Below are 15577 nucleotides of genomic sequence, written 5' to 3' on the forward strand. Positions count from 1 at the left end.
TCAGCCGTTATTCGACGAAAGTCTTTAAGGATTGCCATACATCTTCATTCACAACACCTTGATGACGGTAAACGATGACACCGTCGCGGTTCACAACAAAGGTTTCAGGAGCCCCAGTGACACCAAGATCAACTCCTAAGCTCCCCATTTCATCAAAGATCACTGTGCTATATGGGTTCCCTCGTTGCTCTAACCACGCCAGCGCAGGTTTCATTTCATCTTTATAGTCGACACCGACAATGTTCACACCGCGCTCGGCAAGCGTCATCAAATACTCGTGCTCTTGTGCGCACGCTGGGCACCATGTTCCCCATACATTGATTAAGTATGGGCCTTTCGGTAACTGATCCTGAGTCATAACCTCATTCGTTTCTAAATCAATCAATTTAAATTCAGGAGCAGCCTTGCCAATTAAAGCAGATGGCATCTGCTCATGATTATTGTCTAGGTTAAAATAAAAGAAACTTCCTAAAAAAATTAGCACTAAAAACGGAATAAAAAAAAGGGCTTTTTTCACACAGCTACTCCACGGTGTTTAAATCGTTTATCAAGCGCAGCGAGTATGCCACCCAGCATCATGACAAGTGCGCCTAACCATATCCAACGAACAAAAGATTTCACATAAATTTTTACACTCCATGAATCATCATCGTACTTTTCACCAAGTGCGATGTACAAATCACGGGTAAAACCAGGCGACAATGCTGCTTCTGTCATCACTTGTCCGCGCGTTTGATAATAACGTTTTTCGGGAATCATCTCCCCTAATGCGACATTATTGTCTGATACTTGAAAGACCGCCTCTTGGGCAATATAGTTTGCTCCCCGCTTAACACCGACATCCATCAACATAAACTGGTATTGCTTTACATCGACCGATTCCCCAATATGCCAACGAACAAAACGTTCCTCTGAATTAAGGCTAACAAGGATCACGCCAATTAAACTGATTGCAACGCCGAGATGAGCCACGTGCATTCCATAGAGGCTCATAGGAAGCCGTCGCATTCGTTCAAACACGTTGATATCTTTAACGATAACCTTACCTATCAAATCTCTTATTGTCATAATCACCACCCAAAGCGCTATCGAAAACGCTAAAAAGGCAAACAGATCAAACACAAGAAATTGAAAACAAAATGACGCGATAGCAACCGCTAAAACAAATGGAAACCAGCTAACGCGTAACAGGTACAAAGGACTCGTTGCTTGCCATCTAGAAATAGGCCCAATACCTATCAAGAAAATAAGCGCACAAGCAATCGGGTTAAATACGGCATTAAAATAAGGAGGGCCGACGGATACGCGCCCCATTCCCATTGACTCCAACACTAAAGGTGAAAGCGTTCCGACCAAAACAATCAGTGTTAACGTTGTCAGCAAGATATTATTAAGAAGTAGCCAACTCTCTTTGCCTGAAAACTCAAAAAATGACTCCGTTCGTAAAGTGGAAGCACGCAATGCAAATAGCAGCATCCCACCACCAACAATCAGCAACAACATCGTTAAGATATAAGCGCCTCTCGAAGGATCCGACGCAAAGGCATGTACGGATGTGAGTACCCCAGAGCGAACAAGAAATGTGCCGAGAAAAGACAGACCGAAGGTGAAAATTGCTAACAGCAGAGTCCAGCTTTTAAATACCCCTCTTTTCTCTGACGCCGCTAACGAATGTATGAGCGCTGTCCCCGCAAGCCATGGCATAAACGACGCATTTTCTACTGGATCCCAAAACCACCAACCGCCCCAGCCTAACTCGTAATATGCCCACCAGCTTCCAAGTGCAATACCGACCGTTAAAAAAGCCCACGCAAAGTTTACCCAAGGTCGAACCCAACGAGCCCATTGTGCATTCATCTCCCCCGTCACTAAGGCAGCAATGGCAAACGCAAACGGGACAGCAAATCCTACATAGCCCATATACAGCATCGGCGGATGAATGATCAAACCAAAGTCTTGCAAAAGTGGATTAAGGTCGCCTCCACTTTGAGGTACATTGGGAAGCAATCGAATAAAAGGCGACGAGGTAAATAGCAGAAAAGACAAAAAGCCTAAAGAAATCAAGCTCAGTACCGCTAAGACAATCCCTCTTACGTCTTCTCGAAGATGCCGGCTTCGATACGCTACACAGCAACTCCAACCCGATAGTATGAGCCCCCAAAGTAATAACGAACCTTCGTGACCACCCCATACCGCACTAATTTTGAACCCAAAAGGCAATGATCGACTGGAATTATCCGCCACATAAAGAACACTAAAGTCATCCACAGAAAAGGAATAACAAAGTCCAACAAAAGCAATCAGCACTGCCGCCCCCACAAGGTAGGTTAGCGGCAACGAAAACCTAACAAGCAACGAGTCTCGTTTATATAAACCCACTAAGGGCACGACAAAACCCAATGCCGCGAAGCATGTCGCAAGCATCAAGCTAAAATGCGCTAACTCAGGAATCATTGATTATTTTCCCAATTAAGCACAAAACACTGCCTTGACTGTTCTATTAAAAATACCTTCATTGGGCTATTCACTCTGGTTTATACGATCAATTTGCGCGCTTTTCTTGGCGACATTCAACGCATCAGATACTTCAGGTGGCATATAGTTTTCATCATGCTTTGCCAGCACTTCTTCAGCCATGAAGTTACCCGCTTCGGTTAGCTTCCCACGCGCAACAATGCCTTGCCCTTCTCGAAATAAATCCGGCAAAATGCCATCGTATATAACCTGCACGCTATGAGCGTAATCTGTTATCAGGAACGTGACTTCGAGCGTTTTCTGATCTCTTACCACGGACCCTAGTTTTACCATTCCACCCGCTCTTATCGTCGAGTCCAACGGTGCCTCTCCAACAGCGATTTGAGTCGGAGAGTAAAACAAATTGATATTTTGCCTAAGGGCATACGCCACTAACCCGACCACAGCACCCGCAAGTATCAATATAATCACAAGCACAATGGCTCTCTTTTTACGTTCTGGGTGCATTAAACGAATCACTTGATGAAGAAGGTTGAGTTTTAGATTTAGAAAGAGATTTGAGCCGTTTTCGAAGGCGCCGCTTCTTCTTAACTCGATCTCGTACAGTATAAAAATACAACGCGAATAGCGAAACAAGAAATACCCCATAGCTAGACCACACATACACGCCATGAGTTCCCATTTTTAAGAAGCTTTCAAACGAATCAAAAGTCATTTGTCATCTCACTTTCAACCCACCGAGTTTTCTTTTCTCGTTCCAAGATGTATGTCTGCATACGAATAAACGCAATACCAATTGAAACAAGGTACAAACCAATAACGGTGAAGAGCAATGGAAGCCACATTTCCACAGGCATTTTCGGTTTTTCAGTTAACGAGAACGTCGCAGGCTGATGCAAGGTATTCCACCAATCGACCGAGTACTTAATGATCGGAAGGTTGATTAACCCCACCAACGCAACGACGGCACTCAGTTTATCTGATAGCTTACGATCATTGTAAGTATTGTGTATCGCAATAATTCCTAGGTACATAATAAACAGAATAAGTACTGAGGTGATCCGCGCATCCCACTCCCACCATGTTCCCCATGTTGGTCGGCCCCAAATAGACCCCGTTATTAGTGCTAGCGCAGCCATTAAAGCACCGACCGGCGCAAATGCTTGAACAGCAACAGGCGCTAATTTCATGCGCCAAACAATCTGAATAAAAGCGGCAACGCCCATCGCGACATAAAAACCTTGAGCAACGATAGCGGCTGGAACATGGATATAGATAATGCGGAAACTGTTGCCTTGAAGATAGTCCTGCGGAGCAAAGGCAAGCCCCCACACCACTCCAACAATAAGCAGCAGTGCCCCAAAACAAAGGAAAAACACTTCCCAACGCTTAGAGAAATAATAAAAGCTCTTTGGTGCAGCAAGCCGATGAAACCATGACCAATTCATTATTCAGCACTCGCTTTTAAAGATACAGAACAAAAGAAAGGAGACAACACTAACGTAACCAAAAGAAACGCAAGTAATAAAGCAATTTGCCCATTACCAGGCACGCCTAAATCCGATGCTTTCACATATCCAGTTGAAAAAATTAAAACAGGTAAATAAAGAGGGACAACGATCAAAATCATTAATACCGCACCGTTTCTTAGCGTCGCAGTAACGGACGCACCAATTGCCGCTAATAAGAACAATGTAGGCGTTCCAACCAAAAGACTAAAGATAGTATCAAGCATTAACGATGGCGGTAACGACAAGGCAAAGCCACAAAATGGTACTAAAACAAGCAAAGGAACAATAAAGGTAACCCAACGAATTAATACTTTGCCTAACACCACAAATGCAACCATTAACCCATTAATACGCCACTGATCGATAGACCCATCAGAAAGGTCTTCTCTAAAAATCCCATCCAACGCCAACATAGAAGCAAGACACGCCGCACACCAAATAATCCCTGACGAAGCCGGCGCTAAAAAGGACGGCGAGGCGGACACACCAATTGGAAACAACATAATGACGACCACAAAAAACAAAAGTGAATTTGCTATATCTTGCTTGCGTCGCAACGCTAAACGACATTCTGCCTGAAGAACCGAAAAGTAAGTCATGATTAACGAACAATTATCTCTTTGTAGTGAGGTATTGTTAATGCTTGGTGAGTCGTCATAATAACAGCACCGCCCTCTTTGAGATGATCCAGTAATGCTCCCTCAACAATAGATTGCCCTGAAGAATCCAACGAGGCAATCGGTTCGTCAAGCACCCATATGCTAGACGTCGTTAACCAAAGACTTGCTAGCGCAACACGTTTTTTCTGCCCTGCTGATAGCTGTCTACACAATTGCTCTAAACAATCTTGAAGTTGTAGCCTATTTACCACTTTGATTAATTGGTCGTCACGCAATGGCCCATTTAACAGGGTTAAGTTTTCCCTAACAGTAAGGCTATCTTTCACGCCCGTTGTATGACCGATATACAAGACTTCTTTTAAAAACTCAGCATACGACGCTTTAGAATGCCCACCTAAATAGCGAATAGAGCCATCAGAAATGCTTAGAAAGCCCAGTATTGCTCTCAATATCGAGCTTTTACCCGCACCGTTCTCTCCGGTTATTTTAATAATCTCGCCTTTCAATAGATCGAATGTGATTGGAGAAAAAAGCACCCTATCATCTCGTTCAATTTCGAGGCGCTCTACACTCAATAACATCATGTTTCGCAAAAGTTTTGTCTCACCCTGCCGTTATGTATAGAAATGACGTTCGACCTTAATCTAGGAAAAGTGCGGGGCCGTAGAACCGCTCTCTGAGCTATTATAAAAGAAACGCGACGCAATTATAAAAGAAACACAGTACAAATATCTTTCGAAGGATCAAAAAAATAATGTTTTCCAACATCAACTCATTGTTAAATAACAGCAAGACTAATATTGCTGATAGTAATGTCAATGGTAAAAAAGTTGATAGCAACGGTGCGGGAGCATTAACAGGGAAGATAGCGACGCTGACCAGTGAGCTAAAACTTATAAACAGCATCCAGCCAATCAAAGTAACGTCCGTTCAAACAGCACAAACCCAGCAAGGGGCAACGCAGTTTATTCGAGTGACGAACAATCAGTCTCAACCCTACACACTTGTGAATGACACACCAAACTCGAATATAAAAGCCGGTGATTCAGGTAGCCTAGATGCAACCGGTAAAAGCCCAACCTTGATAATCAATAGCACTCGATCAAATAGCGTTGCGAGTCCGACTACCTCCGTTCAACATAGTCCGGCTCAAAGCCAAAGCAATAGTCAGCTCCCAGCGCAATCGACAAATAACAGCTCAACAACACTTACCTATGCTCCTCCTAGAGGTGGTAGCCCAGTACAAAACACACATGCCTCGACCACGAGTAACCAAGCAAACGTTAACAATACAAGCACAAATCAAGCAGCGACTACTCAAACAGGTACAAACCAAATAAGTTCCTCGAAAGAGGTCATAGCAAATATTAAAGTTGTCTCTGAATTTTTCACCTTGAAAGCACTCTCTAGCTCCATTCCGCTCTCTAATTCTGCAACGCCATCTAATTCCGCAACACCAACTAATTCTAATACACCGTCAAATTTGGCTCAGGCCTCTAATATTCAACCCAACACTAATGCGGCACCTAGCTCTGCGAACATCAACGCGAATACATTGACGAATGCCACAACCGCTCAAAATCCAGCGCCGCAGAATAACCAACAAACAACTAGCTTTCAAACCACGGTTACTGACGGAACTCAAGAGTTCACCTTAACCACAAAAACACCACTAAAAGCAGGTGAGTCAATACAGGTATTTGTCGATAAACAAGGTAAGATCCAGCTCACGCCAAGCCAAGTCACTCCAAACTCGGCCACACCTCAAACAGAAGCGCTAAAGCAGTCTCTTCCTAACCAACTTACATTGCAAGAATTTACAAACACACTCAAACTCTTGCAAAACATATCATCGAGCGGCGAACCCCTGCCGCCAAAAGTTCAAAGCGCTTTAAATCAGCTCGTTAAAACATTACCTAACCTAGCAAGTTTCGTTGATTCTCCAAACGCTCTAAAAAGTGCAATATTAAATAGTGGCGTCTTTGCTGAATCGAATCTAGCGAGGCATACTGATGAAGTGCCTAAAGATCTGAAACTGAACCTAATACGACTGCAAAACGCTCAACAAAATACGGATGCAGCGAGCGACAAACAACCTATATCAAACAATCAACACATCACAAACTCAATGAACTCCATTGCAGGTGCAATAGACCGTATATCAACAAATCAACTCAGACATTTTGTAGAACAATCTAGCGCAGACAACACCCTATATCCATTGCATGTAGAGCTTCCAATTAAAAATGGTTCAGAACAATCAATGGTGAAACTCAAGATCGACCAAGACAAAGAAACAAACGATCTAGAACCTCATAAAAGAAGGTGGTTAGTCCAATTAAAGTTCGACTTTGAAGAAACCGGAAGGTTTGAAGCTAGGGTCAGTGTTCAAGAAAAAAAGGTCAGTGCGCTCTTTGCCGTAGAGAACCAAACAACGGAAAAAATCATTAAAACTCAGTTTCCATCTTTAAAGCAGTCATTGCAAAGCAAAGACATCCAATTAGACAGGTTGGACTCATTTATTACCAAGTTCAAAGACGAAGAAGAAAAGCCGTTGCCCACAACAGAAAGACTGATTGATGTGAGAACCTAATGAAAAAAGCAGTCGCCTTACAATACGATTACCAAAATGCGCCAAAAGTAACGGCTAAAGGTTCCGGCCTACTGGCTGAGCGTATCATGGAAGTCGCCGAAGAAAATGATGTCTTACTACATGAAAGCCCGGAGTTAGTAGAGGTGTTAGCGACACTGGAAATCGGCGACGAAATTCCAGAATCGCTCTATTTAGCCGTCGCAGAAATAATTGCTTTTGCTCACAATATTAAGAAAGCTTATGAGTAAGGGTGGTCTGAATTTCTGCGGGATTCACTTTTTAACAAACTTATTAATTCGGCTTCTGCTCGAATTAAACCACACTTCGAAACAAGATCGTCAACCGTCGCCCCCATCTCAAGCAATTCCATCGCTCGATTGTAAGAAACGCCACCCGTACTTTCTTTTGAAATAATCTCTGACTGTCTCTCGACGGCAATATTGAGCTTTTTTTCAATAGCGACTAAACGGCGCCCCATACCAATAGAACCAGAAGCTAGGACCTGCACCTGTTTTTTCTGATTCGCATCCGCCTTTTCTTGCTCTTTCATTGAGTGCTTAAGCTTAGACGACAGCCTAAAACTCCAGACAGCCAAAGCAATAATAAACACAAACTGCAGAACAAGTAGCAGGTTAAATATCCACTGCGATTCCATTTATAAACCACACAAATGCTTAGAGCGAGCCAATTTCAGTCCACTCATCTTCAGATAACAATTTATCTAGGTCAACCAAAATGAGAAGTATATCGTTCTTATGGCAGACGCCCTGAATAAATTTAGAAGATTCATCATTACCCACTGAAGGAGACACTTCGATTTCAGACTGCCTTAGATAAACAACTTCCGATACGGCGTCCACTAAAATACCAATGATCTGGCCTTCAACTTCCATGATCATGATCCGAGTCGAGTCCGTAATTTCTCCACTCGATAGCCCAAACTTCTGACACGTGTCGATAACAGTGACAACCGTACCTCGAAGATGAATAATCCCCAATACAAATGAAGGCGCTCCAGGAACAGGTGCAATCTCCGTATAACGAAGCACTTCTTTCACTTGCATAACATTGACGCCATAAATTTCACTGTCCAATCGGAATGTCACCCATTGCAACATTGGATCGTCATGTTCTTTTGCTTCTTTTAACGCGCGACCAGTAGTCATAAGCTACCTCCTCAGTCCACATGCTTTAAGTGTTTTCGAAAACCGTTATCAGGGTCTTCCAACAATGTTATAAAACCTTGTACATCTAATATTGCACACATATGATCAATCACAGTTCCTGCTAACCAAGGTCTTCGACTGCGGTCAGAACGCCATTTCACCGCAGACGGCTCTAATGTTATCGCTTCTGCAACCGACTCACATGCTAATCCCCAATCAGAGCGATCAAGCTGTATTACAAACTTAAAATGCTCTTTCAGTTCGCCTTCATAATGGTCGGGCATAACCCACTTAGCGGTATCCACTGTACGAAGGTTAAACTCACCGACGTTAGACATACCTAAGAACCATTTAGGTTGGCCAAAAATAGCCGTCAGCTTTTCATCATTACCTTGATGTATACCACCCAACTCAACTAATGGAACGGCCAACTTTAATTTACCAACATAAAAAAGCAAACACTCAAAGCGGCTCTGAGCCCAAGGCAACGGATCCGTAGGAGCAACTTGCTTCTTTAGCTCGAGCTCAGGCTCAACATCCGCTATACTTTCAGGCTCTATAGCTTCAACATCAACCACATCACTTTCAACTACCGTTCTATCAACGACGTCGCTATCGGCTAGGCTGCTTTCAGCTAAATTGTTTTCAACAACACTTTCTACGCTATCAGAATCAAAGTCTTCAGATACAACAGAGTCAAGGGCCGCCATTTCACTCGGCCAATCTACCTCCATTTCTGGGGCTAATTCTTCAAGTGACTCAGTTTCATCTTCCAGAGAACTTAAAACAACTTCAGCGTGCTCTTCTACCGCGTCTTCTATTTCCAAAGCTTCGGCATCTAACGCTTCGGTTGGCAGATCTTCTAGCGTCGACGCTTCGGACAACTGCTCGTCCATCGACAACAACTCAGATGTCCCCACAGTAAGCCCGAGACCCAAGGAGTCTTCTTCCACTGTCGCCGTTGCTACCGTGGATTCACTTACCGCCTCATACTCTTGTTGAAGCGGTTGAATCGCTGCCTCAAAGTCAGCAAAAGACAAATCTAATGCATCAAGCTCGCCCTCCTCGTCATTGAGGCTATCACTAGAGTTGTGTTCATTTTCTTCAAGTGCTGCGTCGTTAGTCTGTAAATCACCAAGTTCTTCTTGAAAAGACAAGTCTTCAGAAACAGTGTCAGGCTCTTCAGCAAGTTGCTCTTCTGACGGAAGCGTGTTTTCTACTAATAATTCAGCAGACATAGAAGGCTCAGTGGCGTCCTGCAATAGATCATCTAAGTATCTTTGCAACGCCTTCTGTGGACCAACTAACTCCTGCTCTTGAGTTTTTGTATCTTTCATTACCATCTTACCCAGGTGGGTTAAGTAAGGAGTCCATTAAACTAGCGTAAGCTTTTACACCTCTGGCGTTTGCATCCAGCGCTGATGGCGCGATCCCCGCTGTACTCGCATCTCTAAGCTTTGTATCAACAGGAATAACAGAGTGCCATACCGTTTCATCATATATTTCTTTTATACTTCTCAAGCTCTTATTCGAAGCCTGAGTACGTCTGTCGAATAATGTGGGGACTATTGTATAGGGAACGGGACGTTTTCTAGCACGATTTATCATGCTGAGCGTCCTTACCATTCTTTCTAAACCTTTTATCGCTAAGAACTCAGTTTGCACCGGAATCACCAATTGTTGGCATGCCGCCAACGCATTGATCATCAAGACGCCTAATACCGGTGGACTGTCTATCAAAACATAATCGTAGTCATCCCAGAGAATAGCCAATGTCTTTGATATAACAAGCCCCATTCCACCTTGGGCTTGAGCGTGTCGCTCAAGCGTCGCTAACGCTGTTGACGCTGGAAGCAGGGAGAGGTTAGGGTGTCCAGTTTCTAAAATCAAAGTCGGAGGTAAACTATCTGGAATTTTTCCATTGACCTGAAATAGGTCATAACCACTGTGCTCAATAGAATCAGGATCAAATCTAAAATAGCTTGTTAGAGAGCCATGAGGATCCAAATCAATCATTAACACGCGATGACCAGCATCTGCCAAGAGGCCGGCCAGGGTCACAACTGTTGTTGTTTTTCCAACACCACCTTTTTGATTTGCTACCGCCCAAATGTGCACTCTATCTCCCCAACGTTTTCAATAAGACTATTTATATAAAATATTTGTAATCATATACAGTATCGGCCTAATTAAACAAGTAATCGTAGAGATTATCCGTCCTTAACTTACTGATTTTAAGCGTAACTCGACGATTTTGAGCTCTTGAGTCATCATTTCGATTTCTAACCTTGGGGTGTTCACTTGAAAAACCAATTGGGGCAATCAGTTTCGGGTTTACACCACGAAAGACTAACTCATCCACTACAGCAGACGCTCGCAAACTGGATAACGACCAATTGGATGAAAAAGGCGCAGCGCCAGAAACGGGTTGATCATCGGTGTTACCTTCCACCAAAACAGGAGAAGGGTACGAATTCAATATATTTGAAATAACAATGAGCAACGCAACAGCTTCATTGGTTAACTCATATTCCCCCTCACCAAATAAAAGACCGGACTTTAGTTCCAAGCTAATCCAGCTTTCATTTTCCGATATCGATACTTTCCCCGATTGAGTTAAAGAAGAAAACTGTGATGAAATTACTTCGTTTAAAAGGTCGTATATTTGGGAAGGTGTTGAATTATCGGGAGAACCTTCTTCCCCTTTTGAAACAGACTCCTCAGCCTCTTCGGGTTCGACCTCAAGAATCTCCTCACCATCTGGCTCCCCGATAATAGGATCACCGATATTAATCGGTTTAACCGATTTTTGGACTGCATCAAAAACACCATTCAATGTTTCTGTAAGTTGCTTTTCATTGCCAGCTTGCTTTAAAGAAATAGAATACAACGCCACGAAGAAAGCAAATAACAACGTAATGAAATCTGCATAGGATAGCACCCAGCGATCTTTTCCTTTGTCAGCTGAACTTCTAGGGTTGTAAGGCTCGCGTCTTCTACGAACTATAGGTTTGGGGCGCTCATTCATAGCCGCTCAATTCTAAATCTAACCGCTGAGGGTGTTTCCCAATAGCAATGCCATGTACCCCATCGATCAAAAGCTGGTTATAAAGCAACTCCTGATCACAGTAGTTAGAAAGCTTTTTGGCAATAGGGAAAACAACAAGGTTCGCAAAACCTTGCCCGTAAAGGGTCGAAACAAACGCGACAGCAATACCATGACCGAGTGCTTCTGGGCTGTCTAAGTTAGCCATTGCCTGAATGAGCCCCAGTACAGATCCCATTATCCCTAGAGTCGGCGCATATCCACCAACGGATTCTAAAAAGCTAATACTCGATTGTCGCTTATCTCGAATACGAATCGCTTCGTCATGAAGCCTTTCATAGAGCATATCTGGGTCCGCACCATCAATCGCCATTTGCAATGCTCGAGTAGCGAAAGAGTTACCCAGTGCAGCGATATCAGCATCCAAAGAAACAAGAGAAAGACGCCGAGCTTTATTGGATAAAGTACCAACGAGTAGCCTTGCTTTTTGGAGGTCGTAACTAGGAGGGAAGAGAGACCATTTAAGGAGTTTAGCAGCGTCTAACGCATCTTTGACTCTGCTTTGCATGAGAGTTGCTCCCATGCTACCCACGATAACAATAATGGCAGAAGGCAGATTGAGAAGGAGAATAACTTCCCCTCCTCCTAGCCAGTTCGCAAGAAATACAGAACAAAATGCGACTAGCAAACCGCCTATCGTTAGGAAATCCACTAGAAAACCTCTTTGATAATCCGGTCACCAATATGATCTAGATGGATAACGTCATCAGCAAGGTTCGCTTTCTCTACGGCCATAGGCATGCCATAAATAACACAAGAATCTTCACTCTGCACCCATACGCGAGACCCAGTATCTTTTAGCATACGAGCGCCTTCGCGGCCATCAGCTCCCATACCCGTCATAACAACAGAGAGAACTTTGCCTGGATAACATTTAGATGCGGACCCGAAAGTAACATCTACAGATGGTTTGTAATTGAGTCGCTCATCACCTTGCAATATTCGGACACAACCACCATTACGAGGATCAACCATCATTTGCTTACCGCCTGGAGCAAGTAGCGCGACGCCTGGCTGCAGCTTGTCACCGTCCTGAGCTTCTTTAACCTGAATTTGACAAATATGATTAAGCCTTTCTGCAAAAGCATGTGTAAAGGCTGCAGGCATATGCTGTACTAGCACAAGTGGCACAGGAAAGTCTTTAGGCAATCGCTTAAGAACCGTCTGTAGTGCCATAGGGCCACCAGTGGATGTACCGATTGCAACAAGACCGACTTTTTTACGTGCTCGCGGAATAATTACGCCACGTTCAGTAACGATGTTCTTAGCTACTGCTTTCTTAGCGACCGGTTGAGCAGGTCCCTTACCACCACCTAAGCGTGTTCTAGCAACCGTAATAACACGCTCAACCAATGTATGCTTCACCACAGCAGAATCTCGAGAAATATCCTCAAAATTCTTAGGCATAAAGTCAACAGCACCCGCCTCAAGGGCATCCAATGTTACTTGCGCCCCTTCATGAGTAAGCGAAGAAAACATTAACACCGGCGTAGGTTTCAGCTTCATGATGTTAGTAACCGCTGAAATGCCATCCAGAACTGGCATTTCATAATCCATGGTCACAACATCAGGTGATAAGGACTGAACCTTTTCTACCGCTTCTTTACCGTTGTTCGCTGTCCCTATCACCTTCAGGCGAGGGTCTGCATCAAAAATTTCAACCAATCGACGACGGAAAAAACCAGAATCATCGACCACCAATACCTTTACAGGCATACGTTATACTCCTAGCTCAAACCGATTATCGAGAAGCGTAGTTTTTCAGCATACTCGGCACATCCAGTATCAAAGCAATGCGACCATCGCCCGTAATTGTCGCACCAGACATACCAGCAGTACCTTGTAGCATTTTACCGAGCGGTTTAATAACCACCTCTTCTTGACCAACAAGTTGATCTACTACAAACCCAACTTCAGTCATACCGACCTGAATCACAACAACATGCGCTTCTTCAGGTGTTAAATTATAATCGGCGTTTTTCACCAACCAACTCTTAAGGTGGAAGATTGGTAACGTTTTACCTCGAATAACGACAACCTGCTGACCATCTACCACATTTGTCTTTTTAAGATTAAGGTGGAAGATCTCATTTACGCTCACCAATGGGAACGCAAACGCTTGATCGCCTAACGTCACCATTAATGTTGGCATAATGGCTAAGGTTAGTGGCACTTTAATACTAAAGCGCGACCCTTGCCCAAGAACAGACTGTATTTCCAATGTACCATTCAGTTGATTGATCTTGGTTTTCACCACGTCCATACCAACGCCACGGCCAGATACATCCGTAATTTCTTTCTTCGTTGAGAAACCAGGAGCAAAGATAAGATTAAACGCTTCTTCATCTGACAAGCGTTCAGCCGCATCAGCGTCCATAACCCCTTTTTCTACCGCTTTATTACGCAGCACTTGAGCATCCATACCTGCACCATCATCGTCGATGGACAACAGAATATGATCACCTTCCTGCTCAGCAGAAAGAATTACATGCCCCATACGAGGTTTGCCGTTTGCCTCTCGAACATCTGGCGATTCTATACCATGGTCAACCGAGTTTCGCACCAAGTGAACCAATGGATCCGCCAATGCCTCTACAAGGTTTTTATCCAAATCGGTATCTTCACCGCGAAGCTCAAGATTAACTTCTTTCTTAAGATTTCGAGCTAGGTCTCGAACCACTCGTGGGAATCGACCAAATACTTTCTTAATTGGTTGCATGCGGGTTTTCATAACCGCATTCTGAAGATCGCCAGTTACGACATCTAAGTTTGATACAGCTTTAGACATCGACTCGTCTTCACTTTGAAGACCTAGTCGAACAAGCCTATTTCTAACCAATACCAACTCACCGACCATGTTCATGATGTCATCTAAACGTTTAGTGTCAACACGAACAGTCGTTTCTTGAGCTACCGGAGCATTCGCTCTCTCCTTAGACTCTTTCGGTGCAGCATCTGCAGCTTTCGGCGCAACAGCTTTTTTCGGTGCAGCTGCTTTTGGTTTTGCTTTAGGCTTCGCTTTTGATTTAGGCTCTGCTTTTTTCTCGCTGGCCTCAGCCTTATCGGCTTTAGGTTTCGACTCAGTAACTGACTCGCTAGCAGCATTTTTGCTTGGAGCACCCTTACCATGTAAGCTGTCTAAGAGAGACTCAAATTCGTCTTCTGTAATCAGATCAGACTCGGCACCACTAGGGGCGGCTGATTCTGGCGCACTCTTAGTATCGGCGCTCTGGCTCGGTTCAGCTGATTTGACAACGTCCGCAGCAGCGTCATCATCAACACCCGGTGCACTAGAGCCATGTAACTGATCCAGCAATGCTTCAAACTCATCTTCTGTAATATCATCAGAAGTAGGTTCCGCATCGGATTTAGACTCTTTAGGAGCTGCGTTTGACGACGCTCCATTCTTAGAATCTGCATCACTGTCGTCAACTCCTGGGGCGCCACCACCATGAAGCTGGTCGAGCAAGGCATCGAACTCATCCTCGGTGATGTCATCCGAATCGCTTCCAGCATCCGCTTTGGCTTCATCTTCCTGTTTCGGAGCCTCGTCGCCAAGCGCATTAAGAAGAGAGGCAAATTCATCATCTGAAATATCATCGGATTCGCCTTTTTGCTGCTCAACGGAACCACTAGAAACAGGTTCCTCTTCCTCAGGCTCTTCTACTTCGTCTTCTTCATCGGCTGACGCCAACTCTTCAGCAGAAGGAGGCTTAGCATACTGACTCAAAGCATTGATGAGTTCAGGGTCTGCAGGTTCTGGCTCTTGTCCACTACGAACCATTTCGAACATTTCATTAACAGAATCGAGCGCTTGTAATACCACATCCATTAACTCAGCATCAACGACTCGCTGACCATTACGCAATATATCAAACACGTTCTCAGCATAGTGACAGCAATCAACCAATGCAGTTAATTGAAGGAAGCCTGCGCCACCTTTAACCGTATGGAATCCTCTAAAGATCGCATTAAGCAACGCGTTGTCTTCAGGGTTTTGTTCTAGATCTACTAATTGTTCGGAAAGCTGCTCCAGGATTTCACCAGCTTCTACCAAAAAATCCTGTAGAATTTCTTCATCGACCTCGAAACTCATCCTCAGCTCC

Annotated in this window: 17 protein-coding genes; 2 read left to right on the forward strand and 15 right to left on the reverse strand. The window is 44.0% G+C overall.

What is annotated here, in order from left to right; translation table 11 throughout:
• Positions 1-7: 7 nt before the first annotated feature.
• From MARME_RS16105 to ccmA, 7 genes are all read right to left on the reverse strand, one after another.
• Positions 8-517: a DsbE family thiol:disulfide interchange protein gene (locus MARME_RS16105; RefSeq protein WP_013662318.1), complete on the reverse strand. Its 510-nt coding sequence runs from the start codon at positions 515-517 to the stop codon at positions 8-10.
• On the reverse strand, positions 514-2454 hold the full coding sequence (locus MARME_RS16110; protein WP_013662319.1) for a heme lyase CcmF/NrfE family subunit: 1941 nt from the start codon (positions 2452-2454) through the stop codon (positions 514-516). Before MARME_RS16110 ends, MARME_RS16105 begins: the two co-directional genes overlap by 4 nt.
• Before the next feature lie 66 nt (positions 2455-2520).
• Positions 2521-2982: a cytochrome c maturation protein CcmE gene (gene ccmE, locus MARME_RS16115; protein WP_041648848.1), complete on the reverse strand. Its 462-nt coding sequence runs from the start codon at positions 2980-2982 to the stop codon at positions 2521-2523.
• Positions 2966-3190 (reverse strand): heme exporter protein CcmD, encoded by a 225-nt coding sequence (gene ccmD, locus MARME_RS21930; RefSeq protein WP_083799804.1) that lies wholly within the window; start codon positions 3188-3190, stop codon positions 2966-2968. The genes ccmE and ccmD overlap by 17 nt, the downstream gene beginning before the upstream one ends.
• A complete protein-coding gene (locus MARME_RS16120) occupies positions 3180-3923 on the reverse strand; it encodes a heme ABC transporter permease (protein WP_013662320.1) in 744 nt (247 codons plus the stop codon). Before MARME_RS16120 ends, ccmD begins: the two co-directional genes overlap by 11 nt.
• Positions 3923-4585 carry a heme exporter protein CcmB gene (ccmB, locus tag MARME_RS16125; protein WP_013662321.1) on the reverse strand — a complete coding sequence of 221 codons (663 nt, stop codon included), beginning with the start codon at positions 4583-4585 and terminating at the stop codon, positions 3923-3925. The genes MARME_RS16120 and ccmB overlap by 1 nt, the downstream gene beginning before the upstream one ends.
• Positions 4586-4587: 2 nt before the next feature.
• Complete coding sequence (gene ccmA / locus MARME_RS16130; protein ID WP_013662322.1) at positions 4588-5190, reverse strand: cytochrome c biogenesis heme-transporting ATPase CcmA; 603 nt, start codon at positions 5188-5190, stop codon at positions 4588-4590.
• A gap of 170 nt (positions 5191-5360) precedes the next feature.
• Here ccmA and MARME_RS16135 point away from each other — a divergent pair, with 170 nt between their 5' ends.
• Positions 5361-7199: a flagellar hook-length control protein FliK gene (locus MARME_RS16135; protein WP_013662323.1), complete on the forward strand. Its 1839-nt coding sequence runs from the start codon at positions 5361-5363 to the stop codon at positions 7197-7199.
• Entirely contained in the window at positions 7199-7447 is a 249-nt protein-coding gene (locus MARME_RS16140; RefSeq protein WP_013662324.1) for an EscU/YscU/HrcU family type III secretion system export apparatus switch protein, read from the forward strand. The genes MARME_RS16135 and MARME_RS16140 overlap by 1 nt, the downstream gene beginning before the upstream one ends.
• Here the strand turns inward: MARME_RS16140 and MARME_RS16145 are convergent.
• The 8 genes from MARME_RS16145 to MARME_RS16180 form a co-directional block, all read right to left on the reverse strand.
• Positions 7438-7854, reverse strand: a complete 417-nt coding sequence (locus MARME_RS16145) for a DUF2802 domain-containing protein (RefSeq protein ID WP_013662325.1) — start codon at positions 7852-7854, stop codon at positions 7438-7440. The two genes, MARME_RS16140 and MARME_RS16145, sit on opposite strands and share 10 nt — an antisense overlap.
• 19 nt (positions 7855-7873) lie before the next feature.
• A complete protein-coding gene (locus MARME_RS16150; protein ID WP_013662326.1) occupies positions 7874-8365 on the reverse strand; it encodes a chemotaxis protein CheW in 492 nt (163 codons plus the stop codon).
• Between the two features lie 11 nt (positions 8366-8376).
• On the reverse strand, positions 8377-9702 hold the full coding sequence (locus MARME_RS21570; protein ID WP_049787788.1) for a chemotaxis protein CheW: 1326 nt from the start codon (positions 9700-9702) through the stop codon (positions 8377-8379).
• 7 nt (positions 9703-9709) lie between these two features.
• Positions 9710-10483: a ParA family protein gene (locus MARME_RS16160; protein ID WP_013662328.1), complete on the reverse strand. Its 774-nt coding sequence runs from the start codon at positions 10481-10483 to the stop codon at positions 9710-9712.
• 67 nt (positions 10484-10550) lie between these two features.
• Positions 10551-11393, reverse strand: a complete 843-nt coding sequence (locus MARME_RS16165) for a flagellar motor protein MotB (RefSeq protein ID WP_013662329.1) — start codon at positions 11391-11393, stop codon at positions 10551-10553.
• The gene (locus tag MARME_RS16170) at positions 11386-12123 is read right to left on the reverse strand and encodes a motility protein A (protein WP_013662330.1); all 738 of its coding nucleotides are present in this window, start codon (positions 12121-12123) and stop codon (positions 11386-11388) included. Before MARME_RS16170 ends, MARME_RS16165 begins: the two co-directional genes overlap by 8 nt.
• Complete coding sequence (locus tag MARME_RS16175) at positions 12123-13187, reverse strand: protein-glutamate methylesterase/protein-glutamine glutaminase (protein WP_013662331.1); 1065 nt, start codon at positions 13185-13187, stop codon at positions 12123-12125. The genes MARME_RS16170 and MARME_RS16175 overlap by 1 nt, the downstream gene beginning before the upstream one ends.
• A gap of 25 nt (positions 13188-13212) precedes the next feature.
• On the reverse strand, positions 13213-15567 hold the full coding sequence (locus tag MARME_RS16180; RefSeq protein ID WP_013662332.1) for a chemotaxis protein CheA: 2355 nt from the start codon (positions 15565-15567) through the stop codon (positions 13213-13215).
• Positions 15568-15577: the final 10 nt, after the last annotated feature.

The sequence above is a fragment of the Marinomonas mediterranea MMB-1 genome (assembly GCF_000192865.1).
Classification (GTDB): Bacteria; Pseudomonadota; Gammaproteobacteria; order Pseudomonadales; family Marinomonadaceae; genus Marinomonas; species Marinomonas mediterranea.